This is a genomic window from Nocardioides sp. NPDC101246, from assembly GCF_044767415.1.
Classification (GTDB): domain Bacteria; phylum Actinomycetota; class Actinomycetes; order Propionibacteriales; family Nocardioidaceae; genus Nocardioides.
Genome location: NZ_JBIWNX010000012.1, coordinates 86,435 through 108,186, shown reverse-complemented (window position 1 = coordinate 108,186; position 21,752 = coordinate 86,435). Strand labels below are relative to the sequence as shown.

Below are 21,752 nucleotides of genomic sequence, written 5' to 3'. Positions count from 1 at the left end.
CTAGCGGCGGAACTGCGTCTCGTAGAGCTCCGCGTAGAGCCCGCCCGCGGCGAGCAGCGACTCGTGGGAGCCCGACTCCACGACCCGTCCGTCCTCGACCACCAGGATGCGGTCGGCGGCGCGGATGGTGGAGAGCCGGTGGGCGATGACGATGGACGTACGTCCCTCCAGCGCGGCGTCCAGAGCGGTCTGCACCGCGGCCTCGGACTCTGAGTCGAGGTGGGCGGTGGCCTCGTCGAGCACCACGATGTGGGGTGCCTTCAGCAGCAGCCGGGCGATCGCGAGCCGCTGGCGCTCGCCACCGGAGAGGCGGTAGCCGCGGTCGCCGACGACGGTGTCGAGGCCGTCCGGGAGACCCTTGATGACGGCGGCGACCTGGGCGGCCTCGAGGGCGGCCCAGACCTCGTCGTCGGAGGCGCCAGGGCGGGCGTAGAGCAGGTTGCCACGCACCGTGTCGTGGAACATGTGGGCGTCCTGGGTGACGTAGCCGACCGCGGCCTCGAGCGACTCCAGGGTCACCTCGCGCACGTCGAGCCCGCCGACCTCGACGGATCCGGAGCGTACGTCGTAGAGCCGCGCGATCAGGTGGGTGATCGTCGACTTGCCGGCACCTGAGGGGCCGACCAGGGCGACCATCTCCCCCGGTTCGGCCGCGAAGTCGATGTCGGAGAGTACCTCGCGCACCTCCCGGCTCTCCGGGCGCGCGATCGACTCCAGAGAGGCGAGCGAGACCTCCTCGGAGTGCGGGTAGGTGAAGGCCACATGGCGGAACCGCACCGACGCGGCGTCAGCCGGCACCTCGACCGCGTCGGGCTTCTCCTTGATCAGCGAAGGCAGGTCGAGGACCTCGAAGACGCGGTCGAAGCTGACCAGCGCGGTCATCACGTCGATACGTACGTTGGAGAGCGCCTGCAACGGTCCCAGCAGCCTCACCAGCAACAGACCGAGCGCAGTCAGGGTGCCGAGCGTGACGTCGCCCTGGATCACCATCCAGCCGCCGACGCCGTAGACCAGCGCGGTCGCCAGCGCCGGGACCACCTGCATGGTCGCCCCGAACAGGCGGGTCAGCAGCGCGATCCGGATGCCCAGGCGGCGTACGACATCGGCGCGCTGGGCGAAGGCGGCATCCTCCTCCTCGCGGCGGCCGAAGAGCTTGAGCAGCAGGGCGCCGCCCACGTTGAACCGCTCGGTCATCGTGGTGGCGAGGGCCGCGTTGCCGTCCATCTGCTCGCGGGTCAAGCCGGCCAGCCGGCGCCCGACCCAGCGCGAGGTCAGGAACAGGATCGGGAAGAGCGCCAGACACATCAGCGTCACCTGCCACGACAGCACCAGCATCGCCGCGCCGACCACGACGAGGGAGATCAGGTTGGAGACGCTGTTGGACAGGGTCGAGGTGAAGGCCCGCTGCGCGCCCAGCACGTCGGTGTTCAGGCGGCTCACCAGCGCGCCGGTCTGGGCCCGGGTGAAGAAGGCCAGCGACTGGCGTTGCACGTGACCGAAGACCTGGGTGCGCAGGTCGAAGATGAGACCCTCGCCGATGCGGGTCGAGAGCCAGCCCGAGACGATCCCGAATCCCATGTCGACCACGGCCACCAACGCCATCGCAAGGGCCAGCCAGACCACCAGCGAGACGTTCTGCTGGAGCACGCCGTCGTCGATGAGGCGCTGGGTCAGCAGCGGCGTCACCACGACGAGCGCGGCGTCGAAGACCGTGAACACCAGGAATGCGCTGATCAGGGCCCGGTGAGGCCTGGCGTAGGTGACGACGCGCTTCAGCGTGCCCTTCGGCAGCCCGCGCTGGAGAACCGTCCGGTCGGCACGCAGGTTGCGCATGATTCCGCCGCCGCCCATCGCCCCGCCGCTCGCACCGAAGCCTGGACCCATTTGTGACACTCCGTCACCTTAGTCGCCCGGTCGGATTCGGCCGCGTCGAGGATGCACCGTCGAATTATGGTCAAAATCACGTGTGGTGGGTGACCAAGCGCTCTGTTGGTGATATGAAGTGGAGCGCGTGTGTGCGCCGGTCTCCGGGGACTGGATCAGGATTCGTCCAGACCGCCCTGAACCCGCGGGTTCATGCCCTGACTGTTCACCCCCACACCAGGTGCCCTGACATGACCCGACCACTCCCGGCCCGACTCCACCGAGCCGGTCCATGGTTCTGCAGTACGGCGATCCTCCTCTTCGTCGCACTCTCCCCCGTCATCTTCGTCACCACCTCCGGTGATCAGTGGTTCTGGCCCTGGATCATCGCCGGCGTACCCGTCGTCGCCCTCACCCTCTGGCTCACCGCGATGGCCTACGACACCAGCCCCGCCGAGGCGTCAGCCCCGTCGGCCGAGGCGTCAGCCCCGTCGGCCGAAGCGTCGCTTACGTCGGCCGAGGCGGCACCCGATGACACCTCGACCGACGCAAGCGACGTCTCGGCCGACGTACCTGACCTTTCGGCCGACGTACCTGACGTCTCGGCCGACGTACCTGACGTCTCGGCTGGAACGGCTGGACGGGGCGGGGATGCCGGGATGCGGGTGGCGGTGCTGTCGCTGTCTCGCAAGGTGCAGGCGTCGGCGCACCGGATCCAGGAGGAGTCGACGCGAATGGTGGCGAAGTTCCCGGCCGAGCCGGATGTGCTCGAGGCGGGGATGCGGGTCGACCATGCGGCGGCGCAGCAGGCGCGGCTGGCGCAGAGCATCGCCACGCTGTGCGGGGAGCAGCCCGGGCAGCACTGGCGCGACCCGCTCGCGATCGCCGACGTCGTACGCGGCGCGGCGGGCCGGATCACCGCCTACCGCCGGGTCCGGGTGGAGGGCGATCCCCCGGTGGCGGTCCAGGGTGCGTACGTCGAGCCGTTGATCCACCTCCTCGCCGAACTCCTCGCCAATGCGACTCAGTCCTCGCCGCCTGCGACGGAGGTGCTGGTCAGAATCCGTTCCGTACGCCGCGGCGCTGCCCTCGAGATCGACGACGCGGGCGTCGGCATGGACGAGACCAACCTGGCCTGGATGCGCGAGATCGCCTCCGGTGCCCGGCAGGTTCGCCTGCGCGACCTCGGCGAGATCCCGCAGACCGGCCTGGCGGTGGTCGGGACCTACGTACGCCGCCACGGCTTCCGCGTCGACCTGACCGAGTCCGTCCACGGTGGCCTGCGGGTCGCCGTGCTGGTCCCCGAGTCGATGACCACCTCGACGACCACCTCGACGACCACGTCGCAGACCTCGGCCTCGGCCGAGGTGGTCGCGCCGCGCACACCGGTCTCGACCCCGATCCCCTCATCCCTCCTGGCCCAGGCGCCGAAGGCACCGCCCGCCGCGACGACGCCGGCCTGGCCGGTCTACACCAACGCGAAGGCACCCGATCCGGTCCCCGACCATGAGCTGCCCGAACAACGCCAGCCGTCGCTGTTCACCTCCGACGGCCTGCCGCAGCGCCGCTCGAAGCGTGGCCAGCGTTTCGCGACCGGGAACCAGCAAGCCGTGAGCCAGCCGGTCCCCACGCGCCCGGAGCCGACCGCCGAGCAGGCCGGCGCATGGATGAGCAGCTTCCTCAGCTCGCCGCCCACTCCGGCCGGCGGCACCACGATCCCACACCAGGCCGCTGACCCCACGCATGGCCGCACCACCGCGGAGACCGATTCCGCACCCGAGAACCACTGGAGGAACCATGACCGATGAGAACAGCTGGATGCTGGAGCTGGTCGCGGGAGTACGCGGCGTACGTCATGTCGTGGTCCTCTCCGCCGACGGGCTCGTCCGGGTCCGCACGAGCCACACCCCGCGCGAGGAGGCCGACAAGCTGGCCGCGGCGTGCGCCGGACTAACCTCGCTCGGCCACGGGATCAGCCGCCAGTTCGGCGCCGACGCCCACCCCCGTCAGGTGATGGTCGAGTTCAACGGCGGCTTCCTGTTCATCCGTGGCGCCGGCGACGGCTCCCGTCTCGCGGTGGTCACCGAGATGAGCATCGACCCGGCGCTGGTCGCCCAGCAGATGCAGGCGACCGTCCTGATGATCGGGGAGCGCGCGATGAGCACCCCGAGACGTTCGGTCTGAGCAGATCCGAGCCGATGCCCGACGCCGCTGACGACTACGTCGACCACCCGATCCGGTCCTATGTCCGGACCGGCGGCCGCGCCCGCCCGACCCACCGGCTGACGCCTGCGACGCTGCTGCTCGGTTACACCAGCCCGGCTGCGGCCCCCGCGGAGGTCGGCCGCCAGGAGCGCGAGGTCCTCTCCCAGTGTCTCGGCGTCATCTCCATGGCCGAGATGGCCGTCCACCTCGGCCAGCCGGTCAGCGTCTTGGCGGTGATCGCCTCGGACATGATCGATGCCGGCCTGATCGGCGTACGCCCCGACAGCGACACCGCCGCCGGCCCCTCCCGCGAAACCCTCCAGAAGGTGCTGCATGCTCTCAACCACCTCTGACAGCCACGGCCGAAGCGTAGACCCAGGCGATCAGCACTATCTGGCGCCGACCGTCGTCGAGTCGGTCAAGATCTTGGTGGTCGGCTCCTTCGGGGTCGGCAAGACCACCCTGATCGGCTCGGTCAGCGAGATCGAGCCGCTGCGCACCGAGGAGTCGATCACCCAGGCCAGCGAGGGGATCGACGAGGTCGCGGCGACCCCGGAGAAGACGACGACCACGGTCGCGATGGACTTCGGCCGGATCACCCTGACCGACGAGATCGCGCTCTACCTGTTCGGCACCCCCGGGCAGCGCCGCTTCTGGGACCTGTGGTCCGGCCTCGCCGAGGGCGCCGCCGGTGCGCTGGTCCTGGTCGACACGCGCCGCCTCGAGGACTCCTTCGAGGTGCTGGACCAGCTGGAGACGCGTACGTCCCTGCCGTTCGTGGTCGCGATCAACCAGTTCCCCGGCGCACCGAACTACGAGCCCGACCAGATCCGCACGGCGCTCGACCTCGATGACGAGACCCCGATCGTCGTGTGCAACGCCAAGAACCGCAACGCCTGCGTCCGTGCGCTCGCCGCGCTCGTGCGCCACGCGCTGAAGACGCACTGACCCGATCACACGACCCGAACAGGCACCGCGATGGCTCCCACCCGCACCGTACGTCTCGCCGATCTCACCGACCTGATCCAGGCGCCCGACACCGTCGGCCCGCAGGCTCGCGAGGTGCACGAACGGCTCCGCGCCGAGTGGGGTCCGGTGGCTCCGGGCGAGCTCTCCCCCGGCGTACGCGTCTGGTTCGCGATGGGCTACGCCGAGTTCAGCGAGGTCATCCGCAACGAGGAGGTCTTCTCCCGCAACGGCGACAACTGGAGCGCGGTGCAGGAGGGCAAGATCCTGCCGGACATGCCGATCTACCCCTTCGTGACCACCCGGCAGAACTCCTTCCACAACGACGGCGAGCTCCGGCGGCGGCTGCGCTCGCCGGTCGACCGGGCCCTCTCGCGGGTCGACGAGCACGGCTACGCCGCGAAGGTACGCAGCATCTGCAACGACCTCGTCGACGACATGCTCGAGCGCGGCGAGGCCGACCTGGTCCAGGACTACGCCGTGCTGATCCCGTTGCTCTCGGTCGCCGCGATGTTCGGCATGGGTCACGAGGTCGGCGACTCGATGCGCAAGGCGGCCCACAAGGTTCTCGGCGGCGGCCAGCTCGCCCAGGAGGGCGTCATCGAGCTCGCCGTCGAGATCGTCGACCACATCGCCAAGCGCCGCAGGGACCCCCAGGACGACCTGACCTCGCACCTGATCGACGACCCCGGCCTGTGGGACGACAACGAGGTCATGGAGGCGATGATCGTGATGATCATCGCCGGCAACGAGCTGACCATCGCGACCATCACCCAGACCCTGCTGCTGATGCTCTCCGACGAGCGTTTCGCCGGCCGGCTGCGCGGCGGTCGCCTCGACGTCGACCAGGCGATCGAGGAGGTCATGTGGCGCGACCCACCGTGCTACAACATCACCCCGCGGTTCGCGCTGCGCGACGTCGAGCTCGGCGGTCAGCTGATCCGCAAGGGCGACGCGGTGGTGCCATGCATCGCGGCGGCCAACGTCGACCCGATGATGACCGGCGGCGACCCGTGGCTGGAGATCGGCAACCGCGCCCACATGTCGTGGAGCGCCGGCCCCCACTCCTGCCCCGCCCAGCGGCCGGGCACCATCATCGTCCAGGCGGCCGTACGCACCGTGCTGGAGCGTCTCCCCGAGGTCTCCCTCGCGGTGCCCGCCGACCAGGTCGAGCGCAACACCGACTCGCTCTCCTACCGCTACCCGACCTCGATGCCGGTGACGTTCGTCCGCACCCTGACCTGAGCGCTACGCGAGCGAGACCAGGTCGGCGTACTCCTCGTTCCACAGGTCCTCGACACCATCGGGGAGGATGAGCACCTTGTCGGGCTCGAGCGCGTGCACAGCGCCCTCGTCGTGGGTGACCAGCACGATCGCTCCCTCGTAGCGGCGGATCGCGTTGAGCACCTCCTCGCGGGAGGCCGGGTCGAGGTTGTTGGTGGGCTCGTCGAGCAGGAGCACGTTGGCCTTGGAGACGACCAGTGAGGCCAGCGCCAGCCGGGTCTTCTCGCCACCGGAGAGCACCCCGGCGGGCTTGTGCACGTCGTCGCCGGAGAAGAGGAACGCGCCGAGCACGGTGCGGGCCTCGGTGTCGGTCAGCTGCGGCGCCGAGGACTGCATGTTCTCCAGCACCGACCGCTTGGTGTCGAGGGTCTCGTGCTCCTGGGCGTAGTAGCCGATCTTGAGCCCGTGCCCCGGCACGACCTCGCCGGTGTCGGAGGCATCGACGCCGGCCAGGATGCGCAGCATCGTGGTCTTCCCCGCGCCGTTGAGGCCGAGGATGACCACCCGGGTCCCCTTGTCGATGGCCAGGTCGACCGCGGTGAAGACCTCCAGGCCGCCGTACGACTTCGAGAGGTCGTGGGCGGTCAGCGGAGTCTTTCCGGACGGCGCGGGCGAGGGGAACTTGATCGCGGCGACCTTCTCCTGCTGCCGCTCGCCCTCGACCCCCGCCATGATCTTCTCGGCACGCTTGAGCATGCTCTGCGCGGCGGTCGCCTTGGTGGCCTTGGCGCGCATCTTGTTGGCCTGGTCGGTGAGCGTCTTGGCCTTGTTCTGCGCGTTCATCAGCTCGCGCTTGCGCCGGGCCTCGTCGGTCTCGCGCTGGGTCAGGTACTGCTTCCACGGCATGTTGTAGATGTCGATCACCTCACGGTTGCCGTCGAGGTGGAAGACCTTGTTGACCGTCTGGGCGAGCAGGTCGTTGTCGTGGGAGATCACGATGAAGCCGCCCTTGTAGGACTTCATCCAGTCGCGCAGCCAGATGATCGAGTCGGCGTCGAGGTGGTTGGTCGGCTCGTCGAGGATCAGCACCTCGGCGCTCGAGAAGAGGATGCGCGCCAGCTCGACCCGGCGGCGCTGACCGCCGGAAAGCGTCTTGAGCGGCTGGGTCATGATCCGGTCGGGGATGCCGAGCGACTGGGCGATCTGCAGGGCCTCGGTCTCGGCCGCGTAGCCACCGCCGGCGTCGAGCTCGTCGTGGGCGCGCTGGTAGCGCTTCATCGCCTTCTCGCGCACGTTCGGGTCGTCCGACCCCATCTCCTCCTCGGCGATCCGCATGCGGCGTACGGCATCGTCGAGCCCGCGCGCGGACAGGATCCGGTCCTTCGCGATCACCTCCGGGTCGCCGACCCGTGGATCCTGGGGCAGATAGCCGATCTCACCGGTGTTGGACACCGTTCCGGAGGCGGGCAGATGGTCGCCGGCGAGCACCTTCGTCAGGGTCGTCTTCCCAGCGCCGTTGCGGCCTACGAGCCCGACCTTGTCGCCGGGTCCGACTCGGAATGTGACGTTCTCCATCAAAAGTCTGGCGCCGACGCGGACTTCTAGGTCATGGGCAGTGATCATCTCCGTCACTAGTGTATGGGCGGGGCACTCGGTCCCACACATCACCACCTCCAGGGGGACAAGATGCGGTTCAACCCGAAGGCCAGACTCGACACCAGCCGGACCTCCGGTGGGCATGTCGGTGGTGGCGGTGGCGGCCGGATCCCGATCCCTGGAGGCAAGGCGAGCGGTGGCATCGGCACCGTCATCCTGCTCCTGGTCTTCTTTCTCGTCACCCAGTGCATGGGCGTCGGGCCGCAGGTCCTCGGCGACAGCGGGAGCTCGACCTCGGTCGGCACCGGCACCTTCGGCGGCCTGCAGGCGGCCGACGGCGGCGAGACCGGCGACTTCGGGTCGTGCCGGACCGGTGAGGACGCCAACAACGACGAGAACTGCGCCTTCGTCGCCCTCGAGAACTCGATGACCGGCTACTGGGACTCCCAGCCCGACCTCTCCGGCCGGTTCCAGCCCGAGCAGGCGGTCGTGATCTTCTCCGACCAGGTCCAGACCGGCGGCTGCGGCTCGGCGTCGAGCTCCGTCGGCCCGTTCTACTGCCCGGCCGACCAGACGATCTACCTCGACCCGACGTTCTTCGACTCGATCTTCGAGCAGCTAGGCGGGCAGGACACCACCTTCGTACGCGCCTACGTGCTCGCCCACGAGTACGGCCACCACATCCAGAACCTGCTCGGCACCATGGGCCAGGTCCGCACCCAGCAGGGCCCCGAGTCCGACGCGGTACGCCTCGAGCTGCAGGCCGACTGCTACGCCGGCATGTGGACCGCCGCCGCCGAGGACGACGGGTTCGTCGAGGACATCACCGACCAGGACATCGAGGAAGGCATCAGCGCCGCCAAGACCGTCGGCGACGACCACATCCAGTCCCGGACGACCGGCCGCGTCGACACCTCGCAGTACACCCACGGCTCCTCCGAGCAGCGGATCGCCTGGTTCAGGAAGGGCCTGACCACCCCCGACTCGATCGCCGGCTGCGACACGTTCAAGGCGAACGACCTCGACAACCCGTAGCCCCCGCTACATCGCGAGCAGCGCCTCCACCAGCGGCGCCTGACGCTGCAGGTTCCGCAGGTGGGGAGCGACTGCCGGGTGGCGGAACTTGGCGAGCAGCGGGCCCTCCCCCGGCGTGATCCGGCTCAGCGCCCACTCGGCGCGGCTCAGCGCGGTGTAGACCGCACTGATCTGTGCACCGAGCCTCACCTCCTCACGGGTCGCGACGCCAGAGGGCAGCCCCAGGACGTACGCCTCCAGCAGCGGCTCGAACGACTCCCGGGCGTGCAGCAGATAGAGCCCCAGGTCACCACCGACGGGGCCGTGGCCCAGGCTCGACCAGTCGATCGCGACCAGCCGCTCGCCGTCGTCGGTGCGGCCGAGGAGGTTCTGCGGCACCGGGTCGCCGTGCTGGGCGACCTGGGGCAGCTCGTCGAGGAGGTTGGTGAAGCGCCCACGCCGCTCCCAGAGGGTGTGGGCGATGTCCGCGGCGGTCGTGCGCGTCATGGTCGGCCAGCCGCCGTTGTACTCCACCCGCGCGATCCGGTCACGGAACTGGTCGCGCGCCAGCCAGCGCGCCTCGCCCAGGTCCGCGCCGGCGAAGCGGCCCATCGAGAGCGCGGCGAAGAGCCCGGAGTTGGCGGCGTCCTCGACCCAGTCGGTGGTCAGGGTGATGCCCTCGTCGTCCTCGGCGACGCTCGTGTGCGCGCCGATCATGCCCGGGGTGTCGTCGACGAGACCCGAGGTGGCGACGTCGGCCGCACGCCGCCAGTAGGCGAAGTGGCGCCGGCGGCCCAGCTCGGCCGGATCGTACGTCCCCGGCCGCCCGAGCCGTTTGACCACGACCGGCTCCTGATCCTCGCCCACGGCGGTGCGCCAGACCCCCAGCGTGGAGGGTCCGGTGCCGCCGGGGAGGACGAGCCACCCTGGGTCGGGCTGCCACATGCTTGCCAAAGTAGCGCATCCACGCAGGTCGCAACGGCACTCGCCGCCGGGATGCGATGACATATGCGATGACGGGATACGGACTTTGATCCTGGGGCCGATATGGTTGAGCCGATGTCCGAGACTGACTACTGCGAGCTGTGTGACCTGCCGAAGTCACAGTGCATCCATGGGCGGCCCCCGGCCCCGCCCGCCCCGGCTCCGCCCGCGAAGAGGGCAGCGAAGCCGACGACCCGGGTGCGCAAGACCACGACGAGCACCACGGCCGCCGCGCCGAAGGTCGTCACCAAGTCGGCTCCCCGCAAGTGGACCCCGCCGGCCGCCTTCGCGCCGCTCATCCTGGAGATCCTCGAGACCGCCGGCGGCTCGATGTCCGCCGACGACGTCCTCGACGAGCTCGAGAGCCAGCTAGCCGACAGCCTCCTGCCGGGAGACTTCGAGACCACCCCGGAAGGCGAGCTCCGCTGGCGCTACGCGGCGCGACGCGCCCGCCAGACGCTGCTGACCGACGGCCTGATGATCAAGGGCTCACCCGGAGTCTGGCAGCTCCCCTGAGGCGTCAGCCGTCGGCGTTGAGGACCTCGATCCGCACCTTCTGGGCTTCCTCGATGGCCTGATCGAGCACCGCGCGGTTGGGGTCCTGCACGGGCAGCCACAGCCCGGTCACCGTGAGCGCCTGAAGCCGACGGTCCTCGAGCACGTCGTCGACGCCGCCGTGGTCGCCGCCGGTCACCAGCGGGCCTCGCAGCCCGTCGAGGATCCGGGCGGCGTGCTCAGCCGCCGCCTCGTACGCAGCGCTGGCCTGGTTGGCCCGGCGCCGGGCGAAGCGCTGCTGGCTCCAGCCGCCCGCCTTGGTCTTCCCCTGGACGTGTCGGCGCCCGATCTTGTGGTCGGCGATCTCGCCGCCGCTCATCCGGGCGATCGCGAAGCCACCCTTGCGCACCAGCAGCAGGCCCCACTCCCGAGGGGCCGCCGAGGCGGCGATGAACGCCCCGACCTCGGCCGGCCCGGCGTACGTCCTCTCGAACGGCAGCGCCGCGATGAACGAGGAGCCGTCGGCCGCGGCACCGGTCAGGGCACCGGAGTCGACCGCGAGCCGGGTCTGGCCGTGGCGCCCGGCGAAGTTGTCGACCCAGCGCTGGATCCGAGCGACCGGGACGGCGACGTTGGGCATGTCCGTACGCTACCGGTCCAGGCCGCGCAGCAGCCGAGGCGGCGCGATGTGGCGATAGGCGTCCTCGCAGATCTCGGCGACCTCGCCCCAGTCGACGTCACCGTCGAGCCGCATGCCGACCCAGCCGCGGCCACCGACGTAGGGAGGTACGAAAAAGCGCTCGGGATCGTCGCCGACGACCTCGGCCTGCACTCCCGCCGCCGCGGCCGCCCACAGATGCGGCTCGTCCCGCTCGTGATGTCCCTGCGGCCACAGCATCACGAACTGCTTCTTCACGAAGAAGCCGGGCGACCCATGGGTGACCTTCTCGGCACTCTCCGGGAACCCGAGGCAGATCCCCCGCACCCGCTCGGTCAGCTCAGTCGGTGTCATGGCCCAGCATCCGAGCTCTCGGGTCAGTCCGGCTTCGGCCAGACGAGCTCGAAGCGCTCGAGGACGACCGGCATGTCGTCGGCAAAACCCCGGTCGTGGCCGGCCTCTTCGGTGAAGAACCGCTCGTGGACCTCGCGCCAGTGCTCCAGGGAGCCGTCGCCCTCGCCCTCGGCCCGGGCGTGCTCGGCGGAGACCTCGTCGAACGCGACCACGTCGACCGCGGTGGTCACGACCAGCGCGCGCGGGTGGCCGGCGCCGTCGAGAACGATGCCGAGCGTGCCGACGGTCGGGATCGGCTCCTCTGCGGCCTCGTAGTCCCACATCGCCGAGGCGGTCGCGGTCTTCGCGCCCTCGAGCACGAGCTCGAGGAGCTCGTTGGACTGTTCCGGCGTACCTCCGAAGGCCCAGGCCGGCGGCTGCAGCGCCTCCAGCGGCGACGCCCCGAAGTAGCCCGGCGCGGCGCTGAGGTGAGCGTGGTGCTTCACGTCCTCCCAGAACGCGGCGACGTCAACTTCCTGCTGGGTGTCGGAGGCAGGGGCATCAGGCGCGGGGACCGCAGCGTCGTCGCTCATAGGCGACACTCAATCACAGTTCGCGCTAGCCGTGCTGGGACTCGACGGAGGTGTGCGGCGCGGGTGATCGCGCGGTCACCAGGCGGGCCTCGGCGCGCCAGCCGAGGCCGGCGTAGAGCGACTCACCCATCTCGCTGGCGACCAGGAGGCCGTGGCTCGCGCCGGCCTCGCGAGCGGCCGCGACGAGCACACTCATCACCGCGCCGCCGAGCCCGCGGCGACGATGGTCGGGGTCGGTCCGGATGCGGTCGGCGACAGCGTCGGTGCCGATGACGGCGATCGTTCCGTCCGCGGCCGCAGCCTCACCCGAGCGCACCGTCACCGTGATGACACCGCCGGCGCGCTCCACCTCGGCGCGGTAGCCCTCCGGGAGCTCGCGGGACGCCTGGTCAGCGAGGTCGATCGACATCAGCGCCTCCTCGCCGTCGTCGGTGACCAGACCGGCCTCGACGAACCAGGGACGTACGCCCGCGGGCGACTCGGTCACGACCGACAGCCATGCCTCGGGTGTGGCCCGGGCGGTGTCCACGAGCCCGGCGAGCGTGTCCGCGTCGTCGGTCGCCACCCACTCGACCTGGCGGCCGGGCTGTCCCACCTCGACACGTACGCCTCCGGGCACCGTCGCGGGGCGCGGGAAGCCACGCGCGTAGGCCCAGCCCCGGGCCCATCGGGAGACCAGCTCGGGAAGGTCGGCGTCCTGCGCGGCGGCAGCGAGCGCGATCTGCCGACCGCGGTACCACTCCCCCAGCACCGTCGCGACCAGCACGGCGACGGCCAGGCCGAACGCAAGCGGGTCGAGGGTGATCAGCCCGATCACCGCGATCCCCACCGCGGCGATGTACCCGAACCAGATCCGACCAGGAGCCTCCACGTCCGCGGAGCCTACCCGGGTCAACCGATCCGCTTCCGCAACGTCGCCACCCCGGGTCCGTCGAGATCCACCAGCGCGACCGACCGGCCGGAGAGCGCCATCGCCAGGGCCTCGCTGGGACCGGCGATCTCCTTGCCCGAGCCATCGGCCGCAGTCCAGGACCAGTCCTGGTCGGTCGCGCGCAGCGCGAGCCCGTCGAGTCGTCCGGCCGGGACCACCCCGAGCGAGGCCTGCTTGGTCGGCAGCCAGTCGAGCACCGCGCGCCAGTCCTCGAGCGCGACGTCGGTCTCGAGGCCGAGCGGCCGGGCGCAGTCACGCAGATGTATGCAGTGGTCGGTGAACTGCCCCATCGGACCGACCCCGGGGGCCGGCGCCCGCTTGGAGGCGTACGTCCTCAGCAGCCCGGTCAGCTCCGCGACCGGCCGTCGCGCCTGCTCCTCGGCGATCGCGGCGGAGGCCCGGTCGATGGAGCCGCGGGCCAGCATCGTGCGCCACAGCAGCCGGCCGACCCCGACCGAGAACGGCATCGCGCTGTGACCGAGCACTTCCCTCACCGTCCAGGCCGAGCAGAGGCTCCGCATCTCCAGCTGGGACTCGTCGAGGCCGTCGAAGAAGTCGGCGAGCAGGCGGCGGTTGGCTGCGGTGCGGGCGGCTACGTCCATGCCGACACCTTGCCAAACAAACCAGTGGCCGCGCAGGTACCCGGTCAGTAGCGTTCAGGACATGCGCGAATGCATCACCACCTACGACATCCTGGGCCGGCCGGTCCCGGACGTGAATTTTGCGCGCACGGAGCCGCATCAGGAGTAGGTGCTCACCGCACCCACCAGGGCCGCTCCGATCGACGGGAGCGGCCCTTTTCTCATGTCCAGCAGCATCACCAGGAGGTGAACGAGATGGAGATCATCACACTCTTCGGAGAGGGATTCAGCACCAAGACCTACGAGCTGACGCTGAAGCACCCGACTCCCCGGACCGACGAGTGGGCCTGCGTGGGCGAGGACCCGGAGCTCTTTCACCCCGAGGACCTCACCCAGCTCGCCGAGGCACAGCAGGTCTGCGCAGAGTGCCCGATGCGGCAGACCTGCCTCGAGCTCGGCACCGCCCGGCGGGAGTGGGGAGTCTGGGGCGGTGTGCTCATGGAGAGCGGAAAGCCTCGGGAGGCCCCCAGGACTCCTGGGCGGAAGCCCTACAAGCGCAGCCAGGAGGCGATCGCAAGGGCCGGAAGAGTTGCTTGAAATGACGTGGGAGTCCTGAGGGCACTGGGTGACCTCGAGACTCCCACGTCAAGGCGCGTCAGGGACTACTCCGGTCCGGACAGGAGAGGCCGCGTCGTCGGCCACTGTGCGAGATCCGCCTCGAGCAGGGCCGGGTCGCGCCGCGACGGGACCTCGTCGAGGATCTCCAGTCGCATGATCCGCTCGATCCGGAACCCACGGATCGCGTCCCGGAGTCGGCACCATCCGGTGAGCAGCCAGGTGTCAGCGGCGCGGAGCAGACCCATGGTCTCGACCTCACGGACGGTCGTGCTGGAGAGGTCCGGGTCTCCGTCGGCGCCTTCGCCCATGTAGGTGAGTCGCACCACGCGGCGCGCGGCGATCGCGTCGGAGAGTATCCCGAGCGGCACGGAGCCGTCGGTTGGAGGGACGGCGTCGATGACGTGCATCGTTCCGAGCAGATCCCGCACGGGCGCGCGATGCGCCTCGTCCATGACCGCAGCGATCTTGGCGCGAGCGCGGCGCGCAGCCCCTTGGTACGGCGAAGACTCGAGCAGTGCGAGACCGGCGAGCACTGCCACCGACTCCGCAGAGGAGAGGTTCAGCGGCGGCAGCGAGTACTCACGGAGGATCGAGTAGCCGCCCGCGGCCCCGTGATCAGCGTAGATGGGGACCCCGGCCTGCTGGAGCGCACCGATATCGCGTTCGATCGTCCGCGACGATACGCCGAACTCGTCGGCGAGCCGCGCGGCGGACCAGGGACGCCGCGCTCCGCGAAGCAGGTCGACCAGGGCATATTGGCGCTCGGCTCGCTTCATGCTTCCCATCCTCCCGGGAGCCGGCAGAGTCGGGTGGGGAGTATCAACTCCGCATGCTCCTCTGCCCACCCACGGACCAGACCCGACGGACCCGACCGTCGCCATCGAAGTCGAAGACGTCCACGCCACCTGCCTGCTGACCGTTCGCATCGACATCCCAGAGCAACCGGCCGTGGTCGCCGTCGATGGCATCGGCGATGTTCGTGAAGACGACACCCGGGTTCTGCTCGTGCCACCAGTCGAGATATCGCGCGAAGTCTTCGGAGGTGCGGATGTCGTCCGCTGGGGTCGAGCCGTCGGGCTCGGTCACGGCGAAGTGGATCCGGAAGTCGTCCGCGCAGATCTGTCGCGCGATGCCACCGTCGGTGTTCCACATCGTCAGCCAGAGGTCGAGCGCGTGGCGGGCGGCGGAGCTGGGCGTGATCGTGGGGCTCGTGTTGTCGGTCATGCGTCTACCTTCGACCGACCACGCGACAACGGTATGTCGGTGTTCCCCGAAATGAGGTGGGAGTCCTGAGGCCACCCAGTGGCCTCAGGACTCCCAGCGTCGGGCGAACCCTCAGACGTTGAACCCGAGGGCGCGCAGCATCTCGCGGCCGTCGGGGGTGATCTTGTCCGGGCCCCACGGCGGCATCCAGACCCAGTTGATGTGTACGTCGTTGACCATGCCCTCCAAGGCCTGCGAGGTCTGGTCCTGGATCACGTCGGTCAGCGGACAGGCCGCCGAGGTCAGCGTCATGTCGATGACCACGTTGGAGTGGTCCTCGATGTGCAGGCCGTAGATCAGACCCAGGTCGACGACGTTGATGCCGAGCTCGGGGTCGACGACGTCCTTCATCGCCTCCTCGACGTCCTCGATCTTCAGGCTCGCGCCCTCGACCGTGGACGTACGCATCCCCTGCCACTCCGGGGCCTCGTGACCGTGCCCGTGACCGTGGCCCGAGTGGTCGTGGCCGGAGTGGTCATGGCCGGAGTGGTCGTGACCCGCGTGGTCGTGGGTGCTGTGGTCGGTCTCAGTCATCAGTTCTCCTCGGCGAGCGTCTTGGCGGTGGCGTCTTTCCAGGCCATCCACGACAGCAGCGCGCACTTGATCCGGGCGGGGAACTTGGCGACGCCGGCGAAGGCGATGCCGTCCTCCAGAATGTCCTCGTCGGGCTCCACCTGGCCCTTGCCCTGCATCAGCCGCAGGAACTCCTCGTGGATGACCATCGCCTCGTCGACCGACTTGCCGACGACCAGGTCGTTGAGCACGGAGGCCGATGCCTGCGAGATGGAGCAGCCGAGGGCGTCGTAGGAGATGTCCTCGATCTTGCCGCCCTCGACGTGCACCCGCAGGGTGATCTCGTCGCCGCAGGTCGGGTTGACGTGGTGAACCTCCGCCTCGAAGGGGTCGCGAAGACCCTTCCCGTGCGGGTTCTTGTAGTGGTCCAGGATGATCTCCTGGTACATCGCTTCGAGCTGTGCGGCAGTCATCACTGATCCAACTTGAAGAACGTGCGTACGTATTCCAACCCCTCGACCAGCGCGTCGATCTCGGCGGGCGTGGTGTAGAGGTAGGACGACATCCGGTTGGAGGCCTGTACGCCGAACCGCTGGTGGGCAGGCTTGGCGCAGTGGTGCCCGGCGCGGATGGCGACGCCCTTGGAGTCGAGGACCTGGGCCACGTCGTGCGGGTGCACGCCGTCGAGCTCGAAGGAGATCGCTCCCCCGCGCTTGGCCGCGTCGGCCGGGCCGAGCACGGTCACACCCGGCACCGTCGCGAGACGCTCCAGCGCGTAGGCGGTGATCGCCTGCTCGTGGGCGTGGACGTTCTCCATGCCGACGTGCATGAGGTATTCCAGCGCCGCCCCGAGACCCACGGCCTCGGCGATCGGCGGCGTGCCGGCCTCGAACTTGTGCGGGATCGGCGCGTAGGTCGACTTCTCCATCGTCACCGTCGCGATCATCTCGCCGCCACCGAGGAACGGCGGCAGCGCCTCGAGCGCGGCACGCCGGCCCCACAGGACGCCGATGCCGGTCGGGCCGACGACCTTGTGGCCGGTGAAGACGAGGAAGTCGGGACGCTCCTCCTCGGGCATCGAGGCCAGGTCGATCGGCAGCACCGGGGCGGCCTGTGCGGCGTCGACGACGACCAGCGCACCGACCTCGTGGGCCTTGCGTGCGATCTCGGCGACCGGGTTGATCGTGCCGAGCATGTTGGAGACCCAGGTCAGCGCGACGACCTTGGTCGCCGGCGTGATCAGCTCGTCGATGTTCGACAGGTCGAGGTCACCGGAGTCGGTGAGCCCGAACCACTTCAACGTCGCACCCGCACGCTGCGTGGCCAGCTGCCACGGAACGATGTTGGAGTGGTGCTCCATCTCGGTGGTCACGACCACGTCGCCCTCGGCCAGCGGCACGGTGTTGGCGACCAGGTTGAGCCCCTCGGAGGCGTTCTTGGTGAAGATCACCTCGTCGCGCTCGGGCGCGCCGAGGAAGCGCGCGACGGTGTCGCGCGCCCCCTCGAACGCCTCGGTGGCCTCAGCACCCAGGTGGTGCATCGCCCGGGCGATGTTGGCGTTGTGCCGCTCCAGGTGGTCGACCATGGTGTCGATCACGATCTGCGGCTTCTGCGAGGTGTTGGCGCTGTCGAGGTAGACCAGCGGGGTCTCGCCGCCGTCGAAGGTGCGCTCCAGGATCGGGAAGTCCTTGCGGACCAGATCCAGGTCGGGCAGCAGACCCTTCATGTCAGACCCCTGCCGCGACGTACTTCTCGTAGCCGTTGGCCTCCAGCTCCTCGGCCAGGTCCGGGCCACCCGACTCCGCGATCCGGCCGGCCACGAAGACGTGCACGTGGTCGGGCTTGATGTAGCGCAGGATGCGGGTGTAGTGGGTGATCAGCAGGACCGACTTGCCATCGCGGGCGCGGAAGTCGTTGATCCCCTCGGAGACGACCTTGAGCGCGTCGATGTCGAGGCCGGAGTCGATCTCGTCGAGCAGCGCGAAGGCCGGGTCGAGGATGTCGAGCTGGGCGATCTCGTGGCGCTTCTTCTCGCCACCGGAGAAGCCCTCGTTGACCGAGCGCTGCGAGAAGGTCGGGTCCATGTGCATCTTGTTCATCGCACCGTTGACGTCCTTGACCCACGTACGCAGCTTGGGGGCCTCGCCGTCCAGCGCCGTCTTCGCGGTGCGCAGGAAGTTGGCCACGCTCACGCCGGGGACCTCGACGGGGTACTGCATCGCCAGGAACAGACCGGCCTTGGCGCGCTCGTCGACCGACATCTCCAGGACGTCCTCACCGTCGAGGGTGACGGTGCCGCCGGTGATGGTGTACTTCGGGTGGCCGGCGATCGAGTAGGCAAGCGTCGACTTGCCCGAGCCGTTGGGGCCCATGATCGCGTGGGTCTCGCCGGAGTTGATCGTCAGGGTCACGCCCTTGAGGATCTCCTTGGCACCGTCCTCGGTGTCGACCGAGACCGTGAGGTCCTTGATCTCAAGCGTGCTCATGCGGTTGCGTCCTTCTCGATAAGGGTGTTGATGTTCTTGGCGAGCTCGGCCTCGACCGTGCCGGTCAGCTTCTCCTCGAGCTCGGGGACACCGATCTGACGGATCAGGTCGTTGAAGAAGCCGTGCACGACCAGGCGCTTGGCCTCGGTCTCGGAGATGCCGCGGCTGCGCAGGTAGAAGAGCTGCTCGTCGTCGAAGCGGCCGATCGCGGAGGCGTGACCCGCGCCCTCGATCTCGCCGGTCTCGATCTCCAGGTTGGGCACGGAGTCGGCCCAGGCACCGTCGGTGAGGATGAGGTTGCGGTTCTCCTCATACGTCTCGATGCCCTCGGCCTCCTTGCGGATCAGCACGTTGCCGATCCAGACCGCGTGGGCCTTCTCGCCCTGCAGCGCGCCCTTGTAGACCACGTTGGACTTGGTCTTCGGGGCGGTGTGGTCGACGAAGAGTCGGTGCTCGATGTGCTGACCGGCATCGGCGAAGTAGAGGCCGAGCGACTCCACAGAGCCGCCGGGGCCGGCGTACTCAGCCGAGAAGTCGTGGCGCACCACGTCGCCGCCGAAGCTCACCGAGACGTGCTTGAGGTTGGCGTCGCGGCCGACCTTGGCGTGCTGGGTGGAGAGGTGGACGGCGTCGTCGGCCCAGTCCTGGACGGAGACGACGGTGAGGTCGGCGCCGTCCTCGACGACGATCTCGATGTTGTCGGCCACGACGGCAGAGCCCTCGAAGACCAGCACGACGGTCGCCTTGGCGAACTTCTCCGCCACGATCACCGCGTGACCGGCGCCGGCGGTCTCCGAGCCGGTGCCGTGGTGGCGGATCACGGTCGCGCCCTCGATCACGGTGTCGGTCGGGATCCGCACGAGGGTCGCGCCGGTGCTGGCCGCCCAGGCCCGCGCCGAGACGCGGTCGGTCGGCACGAGCCCGGAGGTGCCGCGTACGTCATCGTCGGCCGCCACGGTCTCGACGGTCACACCTGCGGCCGCCTCGACCTCCACCTTGGTCGCACCGTCGGCGAACGGGGCGTCGTCGTGGATGCCCTTGAGGCGCTTGAGCGGGGTGAACCGCCAGACCTCCTCGCGACCCTTCGGCACCTCGTGGGCGTCGACGTCGAAACTTCCCTCCGGGTGGAGGTGGCTCTCGACCTTGTTCATCTCGAGAGCGTCAGCTACTGCCGTCATCAGCCGACGGCTCCTTCCATCTGCAGTTCGATCAGGCGGTTGAGCTCGAGGGCGTACTCCATCGGGAGCTCCTTGGCGATCGGCTCGACGAAGCCGCGCACGATCATCGCCATCGCCTCGTCCTCGGCCATGCCGCGGGACATCAGGTAGAACAGCTGGTCGTCGGAGACCTTCGAGACCGAGGCCTCGTGACCCATCGAGACGTCGTCCTCGCGGATGTCGACGTAGGGGTAGGTGTCCGAGCGGGAGATCTGGTCGACCAGGAGCGCGTCGCAGAGCACGTTGGACTTCGAGCCGTGGGCGCCCTCGTTGATCTGGATCAGACCGCGGTAGGAGGTCCGGCCGCCACCGCGGGCCACCGACTTGGAGAGGATGGAGGAGGAGGTGTTCGGGGCGGCGTGCACCATCTTGGCGCCCGCGTCCTGGTGCTGACCCTCGCCGGCGAAGGCGATGGAGAGCGTCTCGCCCTTGGCGTGCTCACCCATCAGGTAGACCGCCGGGTACTTCATGGTCACCTTCGAGCCGATGTTGCCGTCGACCCACTCCATGGTCGCGCCCTCTTCGCAGACGGCGCGCTTGGTGACCAGGTTGTAGACGTTGTTCGACCAGTTCTGGATGGTCGTGTAGCGAACCCGGGCGTTCTTCTTCACGATGATCTCGACGACCGCGGAGTGCAGCGAGTCGGACTGGTAGATCGGCGCGGTGCAGCCCTCGACGTAGTGAACGTAGGAGCCCTCGTCGGCGATGATCAGCGTGCGCTCGAACTGGCCCATGTTCTCGGTGTTGATCCGGAAGTAGGCCTGCAGCGGGATGTCGACGTGGACACCCTTGGGCACGTAGATGAAGGAGCCGCCCGACCACACCGCGGTGTTCAGCGCGGCGAACTTGTTGTCGCCGACCGGGATCACCGTGCCGAAGTACTCCTGGAAGATCTCCGGGTGCTCCTTGAGCGCGGTGTCGGTGTCGAGGAAGAGCACGCCCTGGGCCTCGAGGTCCTCGCGGATCGAGTGGTAGACGACCTCCGACTCGTACTGCGCGGCGACACCGGCGACCAGGCGCTGCTTCTCCGCCTCCGGGATGCCGAGCCGGTCGTAGGTGTTCTTGATGTCCTCGGGCAGGTCCTCCCACGAGGTGGCCTGCTTCTCCGACGAGCGCACGAAGTACTTGATGTTGTCGAAGTCGATGTCCGAGAGGTCGGAGCCCCAGGTGGGCATCGGCTTGCGGCCGAAGAGCTTGAGGCCCTTCAGGCGCAGGTCGAGCATCCACTGCGGCTCGGACTTCTTGCCGGAGATGTCGCGGACGATGGCGTCGTTGAGACCGCGCTGTGCCGCAGCACCGGCGACGTCCGAGTCGGACCAGCCGAACTCGTACTTGCCGATGCCCTTCAGCTCGGGGTTGAGCTCCTCGATGGAGGTCATGTCGTGACCTGCTCCTTCTTCTTCGAAACTTCGCCGGGACCGGAGGATCCAGGAGGGATGTGCGTCGTGCAGACCCCGTCGCCGTGGGCGATGGTGGCCAAGCGTTGTACGTGGGTGCCGAGCAGCTTCGCGATCGCCTCTGTCTCCGCCTCGCAGAGCTCGGGGAACTCCTGGGCGACGTGGGCGACCGGGCAGTGCTGCTGGCACAGCTGCTCACCCGCGTCATGACCGTTGATCAGCGGCAACTCCCTGACGGAGGCCGCATAGCCGTTGGCCGTGAACACGTTCGCGAGCACCTGCGCGGGGCTGAGGTCGGTCTCGCTGGCGGCGATCCGGTCCAGTCCCTGCTTGATGAACGCCGCGCGGCGCTCCGCGAATTCCCGCACGGCCTCCTCGCCGGCCACCTCGGAGAGGAACCGCAGCGCCTCGACGGCCAGGTCGTCGTACTTCTTCTCGAAGCCGTCCCGACCCTGGTCGGTGAGCGCGAAGAGCTTGGCCGGGCGGCCCCGCCCACGGGTGGACGCGGTGCGCGGCTCGCGCTGCTCCACCGCCTCCTCCTCGGCCAGGGCGTCCAGGTGGCGCCTGACCGCGGCCGGGGTGAGATCGAGCCGCTTGGCCAGCGTCGCAGCGGTCTGTGGACCGTCGACGAGCAGCGACCGAGCGACCCGCTGGCGGGTGCTCTCCTCGCTGGTCTCCGCGCTGTGCCCATTCTTGGGCAGAGTGCTCTCGTCGAATTTCACAACACCATTGTGACGTTATTCCCCCGAGGGATTCAACGAAGGCAACCCTTACTAGCCTGCGGGACGGCGACGACGTGTCGTACATCACCCCCG

Annotated in this window: 25 protein-coding genes; 8 read left to right on the top strand and 17 right to left on the bottom strand. The window is 69.2% G+C overall.

Translation table 11 applies throughout. The features are described from left to right. Positions 1–1,884, bottom strand: coding sequence for an ABC transporter ATP-binding protein (locus ACIRON_RS21630; RefSeq protein ID WP_402995341.1), 1,884 nt, complete (start codon positions 1,882–1,884; stop codon positions 1–3). 230 nt (positions 1,885–2,114) lie between these two features. Here ACIRON_RS21630 and ACIRON_RS21625 point away from each other — a divergent pair, with 230 nt between their 5' ends. The 5 genes from ACIRON_RS21625 (at position 2,115) to ACIRON_RS21605 (ending at position 6,279) form a co-directional block, all read left to right on the top strand. Then, positions 2,115–3,671 carry an ATP-binding protein gene (locus tag ACIRON_RS21625; RefSeq protein WP_402995339.1) on the top strand — a complete coding sequence of 519 codons (1,557 nt, stop codon included), beginning with the start codon at positions 2,115–2,117 and terminating at the stop codon, positions 3,669–3,671. Beyond that, complete coding sequence (locus tag ACIRON_RS21620) at positions 3,661–4,047, top strand: roadblock/LC7 domain-containing protein (protein WP_091041067.1); 387 nt, start codon at positions 3,661–3,663, stop codon at positions 4,045–4,047. The genes ACIRON_RS21625 and ACIRON_RS21620 overlap by 11 nt, the downstream gene beginning before the upstream one ends. A 14-nt stretch (positions 4,048–4,061) precedes the next feature. Further along, positions 4,062–4,421, top strand: a complete 360-nt coding sequence (locus ACIRON_RS21615; protein WP_402995337.1) for a DUF742 domain-containing protein — start codon at positions 4,062–4,064, stop codon at positions 4,419–4,421. Positions 4,422–4,494: 73 nt separating this feature from the next. After that, the gene (locus ACIRON_RS21610) at positions 4,495–5,016 is read left to right on the top strand and encodes a GTP-binding protein (protein WP_402995554.1); all 522 of its coding nucleotides are present in this window, start codon (positions 4,495–4,497) and stop codon (positions 5,014–5,016) included. Positions 5,017–5,046: 30 nt separating this feature from the next. Next, complete coding sequence (locus tag ACIRON_RS21605) at positions 5,047–6,279, top strand: hypothetical protein (RefSeq protein WP_402995335.1); 1,233 nt, start codon at positions 5,047–5,049, stop codon at positions 6,277–6,279. A gap of 3 nt (positions 6,280–6,282) precedes the next feature. Here ACIRON_RS21605 and ACIRON_RS21600 read toward each other — a convergent pair whose 3' ends face one another. Then, positions 6,283–7,881, bottom strand: coding sequence for an ABC-F family ATP-binding cassette domain-containing protein (locus ACIRON_RS21600; protein ID WP_402995333.1), 1,599 nt, complete (start codon positions 7,879–7,881; stop codon positions 6,283–6,285). Between the two features lie 63 nt (positions 7,882–7,944). Here ACIRON_RS21600 and ACIRON_RS21595 point away from each other — a divergent pair, with 63 nt between their 5' ends. Continuing rightward, entirely contained in the window at positions 7,945–8,889 is a 945-nt protein-coding gene (locus tag ACIRON_RS21595; RefSeq protein ID WP_402995331.1) for a neutral zinc metallopeptidase, read from the top strand. Between the two features lie 6 nt (positions 8,890–8,895). On the opposite strand, the gene ACIRON_RS21590 is transcribed toward ACIRON_RS21595, so the two are convergent. Then, complete coding sequence (locus ACIRON_RS21590) at positions 8,896–9,813, bottom strand: phosphotransferase (RefSeq protein ID WP_402995329.1); 918 nt, start codon at positions 9,811–9,813, stop codon at positions 8,896–8,898. Positions 9,814–9,927: 114 nt separating this feature from the next. Here ACIRON_RS21590 and ACIRON_RS21585 point away from each other — a divergent pair, with 114 nt between their 5' ends. Then, positions 9,928–10,368 (top strand): hypothetical protein, encoded by a 441-nt coding sequence (locus tag ACIRON_RS21585; RefSeq protein ID WP_091041060.1) that lies wholly within the window; start codon positions 9,928–9,930, stop codon positions 10,366–10,368. 4 nt (positions 10,369–10,372) lie between these two features. On the opposite strand, the gene ACIRON_RS21580 is transcribed toward ACIRON_RS21585, so the two are convergent. The 5 genes from ACIRON_RS21580 to ACIRON_RS21560 are packed head-to-tail and all read right to left on the bottom strand — an operon-like array spanning position 10,373 to position 13,464. Then, a complete protein-coding gene (locus ACIRON_RS21580) occupies positions 10,373–10,987 on the bottom strand; it encodes an acVLRF1 family peptidyl-tRNA hydrolase (RefSeq protein ID WP_402995326.1) in 615 nt (204 codons plus the stop codon). Positions 10,988–10,996: 9 nt separating this feature from the next. Beyond that, positions 10,997–11,359 (bottom strand): MmcQ/YjbR family DNA-binding protein, encoded by a 363-nt coding sequence (locus ACIRON_RS21575; RefSeq protein WP_402995324.1) that lies wholly within the window; start codon positions 11,357–11,359, stop codon positions 10,997–10,999. Positions 11,360–11,382: 23 nt separating this feature from the next. Then, positions 11,383–11,931 (bottom strand): ASCH domain-containing protein, encoded by a 549-nt coding sequence (locus ACIRON_RS21570; protein ID WP_402995322.1) that lies wholly within the window; start codon positions 11,929–11,931, stop codon positions 11,383–11,385. A gap of 25 nt (positions 11,932–11,956) precedes the next feature. Next, positions 11,957–12,802, bottom strand: a complete 846-nt coding sequence (locus ACIRON_RS21565) for a GNAT family N-acetyltransferase (RefSeq protein WP_402995320.1) — start codon at positions 12,800–12,802, stop codon at positions 11,957–11,959. Between the two features lie 20 nt (positions 12,803–12,822). Next, complete coding sequence (locus tag ACIRON_RS21560) at positions 12,823–13,464, bottom strand: maleylpyruvate isomerase family mycothiol-dependent enzyme (protein ID WP_402995318.1); 642 nt, start codon at positions 13,462–13,464, stop codon at positions 12,823–12,825. Positions 13,465–13,698: 234 nt separating this feature from the next. On the opposite strand from ACIRON_RS21560, the gene ACIRON_RS21555 reads away from it, so the two are divergent. Beyond that, the gene (locus ACIRON_RS21555) at positions 13,699–14,040 is read left to right on the top strand and encodes a WhiB family transcriptional regulator (protein WP_402995316.1); all 342 of its coding nucleotides are present in this window, start codon (positions 13,699–13,701) and stop codon (positions 14,038–14,040) included. Positions 14,041–14,105: 65 nt separating this feature from the next. Here ACIRON_RS21555 and ACIRON_RS21550 read toward each other — a convergent pair whose 3' ends face one another. From ACIRON_RS21550 to ACIRON_RS21510, 9 genes are all read right to left on the bottom strand, one after another. Next, positions 14,106–14,837 (bottom strand): helix-turn-helix transcriptional regulator, encoded by a 732-nt coding sequence (locus ACIRON_RS21550; RefSeq protein WP_402995314.1) that lies wholly within the window; start codon positions 14,835–14,837, stop codon positions 14,106–14,108. A gap of 43 nt (positions 14,838–14,880) precedes the next feature. Next, positions 14,881–15,285, bottom strand: coding sequence for a nuclear transport factor 2 family protein (locus ACIRON_RS21545; RefSeq protein ID WP_402995312.1), 405 nt, complete (start codon positions 15,283–15,285; stop codon positions 14,881–14,883). A gap of 111 nt (positions 15,286–15,396) precedes the next feature. Further along, positions 15,397–15,732 (bottom strand): metal-sulfur cluster assembly factor, encoded by a 336-nt coding sequence (locus ACIRON_RS21540; RefSeq protein WP_160028798.1) that lies wholly within the window; start codon positions 15,730–15,732, stop codon positions 15,397–15,399. Between the two features lie 125 nt (positions 15,733–15,857). Continuing rightward, positions 15,858–16,310, bottom strand: a complete 453-nt coding sequence (sufU, locus tag ACIRON_RS21535; protein WP_402995310.1) for a Fe-S cluster assembly sulfur transfer protein SufU — start codon at positions 16,308–16,310, stop codon at positions 15,858–15,860. Next, entirely contained in the window at positions 16,310–17,563 is a 1,254-nt protein-coding gene (locus ACIRON_RS21530) for a cysteine desulfurase (RefSeq protein ID WP_402995308.1), read from the bottom strand. The genes sufU and ACIRON_RS21530 overlap by 1 nt, the downstream gene beginning before the upstream one ends. Position 17,564: 1 nt before the next feature. Then, the gene (gene sufC, locus ACIRON_RS21525; protein WP_402995306.1) at positions 17,565–18,323 is read right to left on the bottom strand and encodes a Fe-S cluster assembly ATPase SufC; all 759 of its coding nucleotides are present in this window, start codon (positions 18,321–18,323) and stop codon (positions 17,565–17,567) included. Continuing rightward, entirely contained in the window at positions 18,320–19,501 is a 1,182-nt protein-coding gene (gene sufD, locus ACIRON_RS21520) for a Fe-S cluster assembly protein SufD (protein WP_402995304.1), read from the bottom strand. The genes sufC and sufD overlap by 4 nt, the downstream gene beginning before the upstream one ends. Next, a complete protein-coding gene (sufB, locus tag ACIRON_RS21515; protein ID WP_091041037.1) occupies positions 19,501–20,919 on the bottom strand; it encodes a Fe-S cluster assembly protein SufB in 1,419 nt (472 codons plus the stop codon). Before sufB ends, sufD begins: the two co-directional genes overlap by 1 nt. Then, on the bottom strand, positions 20,916–21,659 hold the full coding sequence (locus tag ACIRON_RS21510) for a metalloregulator ArsR/SmtB family transcription factor (RefSeq protein WP_091041035.1): 744 nt from the start codon (positions 21,657–21,659) through the stop codon (positions 20,916–20,918). Before ACIRON_RS21510 ends, sufB begins: the two co-directional genes overlap by 4 nt. Positions 21,660–21,752 lie beyond the last annotated feature (93 nt).

Coding starts and splice junctions, on each gene's coding strand:
- ACIRON_RS21630 (WP_402995341.1), bottom strand. CDS start 1,884: ATGGGTCCAGGCTTCGGTGCGAGCGGCGGGGCGATGGGCGGCGGCGGA.
- ACIRON_RS21625 (WP_402995339.1), top strand. CDS start 2,115: ATGACCCGACCACTCCCGGCCCGACTCCACCGAGCCGGTCCATGGTTC.
- ACIRON_RS21620 (WP_091041067.1), top strand. CDS start 3,661: ATGACCGATGAGAACAGCTGGATGCTGGAGCTGGTCGCGGGAGTACGC.
- ACIRON_RS21615 (WP_402995337.1), top strand. CDS start 4,062: ATGCCCGACGCCGCTGACGACTACGTCGACCACCCGATCCGGTCCTAT.
- ACIRON_RS21605 (WP_402995335.1), top strand. CDS start 5,047: ATGGCTCCCACCCGCACCGTACGTCTCGCCGATCTCACCGACCTGATC.
- ACIRON_RS21600 (WP_402995333.1), bottom strand. CDS start 7,881: ATGATCACTGCCCATGACCTAGAAGTCCGCGTCGGCGCCAGACTTTTG.
- ACIRON_RS21595 (WP_402995331.1), top strand. CDS start 7,945: ATGCGGTTCAACCCGAAGGCCAGACTCGACACCAGCCGGACCTCCGGT.
- ACIRON_RS21590 (WP_402995329.1), bottom strand. CDS start 9,813: ATGTGGCAGCCCGACCCAGGGTGGCTCGTCCTCCCCGGCGGCACCGGA.
- ACIRON_RS21585 (WP_091041060.1), top strand. CDS start 9,928: ATGTCCGAGACTGACTACTGCGAGCTGTGTGACCTGCCGAAGTCACAG.
- ACIRON_RS21580 (WP_402995326.1), bottom strand. CDS start 10,987: ATGCCCAACGTCGCCGTCCCGGTCGCTCGGATCCAGCGCTGGGTCGAC.
- ACIRON_RS21575 (WP_402995324.1), bottom strand. CDS start 11,359: ATGACACCGACTGAGCTGACCGAGCGGGTGCGGGGGATCTGCCTCGGG.
- ACIRON_RS21570 (WP_402995322.1), bottom strand. CDS start 11,931: ATGAGCGACGACGCTGCGGTCCCCGCGCCTGATGCCCCTGCCTCCGAC.
- ACIRON_RS21560 (WP_402995318.1), bottom strand. CDS start 13,464: ATGGACGTAGCCGCCCGCACCGCAGCCAACCGCCGCCTGCTCGCCGAC.
- ACIRON_RS21555 (WP_402995316.1), top strand. CDS start 13,699: ATGGAGATCATCACACTCTTCGGAGAGGGATTCAGCACCAAGACCTAC.
- ACIRON_RS21550 (WP_402995314.1), bottom strand. CDS start 14,837: ATGAAGCGAGCCGAGCGCCAATATGCCCTGGTCGACCTGCTTCGCGGA.
- ACIRON_RS21545 (WP_402995312.1), bottom strand. CDS start 15,285: ATGACCGACAACACGAGCCCCACGATCACGCCCAGCTCCGCCGCCCGC.
- ACIRON_RS21540 (WP_160028798.1), bottom strand. CDS start 15,732: ATGCGTACGTCCACGGTCGAGGGCGCGAGCCTGAAGATCGAGGACGTC.
- sufU (WP_402995310.1), bottom strand. CDS start 16,310: ATGACTGCCGCACAGCTCGAAGCGATGTACCAGGAGATCATCCTGGAC.
- ACIRON_RS21530 (WP_402995308.1), bottom strand. CDS start 17,563: ATGAAGGGTCTGCTGCCCGACCTGGATCTGGTCCGCAAGGACTTCCCG.
- sufC (WP_402995306.1), bottom strand. CDS start 18,323: ATGAGCACGCTTGAGATCAAGGACCTCACGGTCTCGGTCGACACCGAG.
- sufD (WP_402995304.1), bottom strand. CDS start 19,501: ATGACGGCAGTAGCTGACGCTCTCGAGATGAACAAGGTCGAGAGCCAC.
- sufB (WP_091041037.1), bottom strand. CDS start 20,919: ATGACCTCCATCGAGGAGCTCAACCCCGAGCTGAAGGGCATCGGCAAG.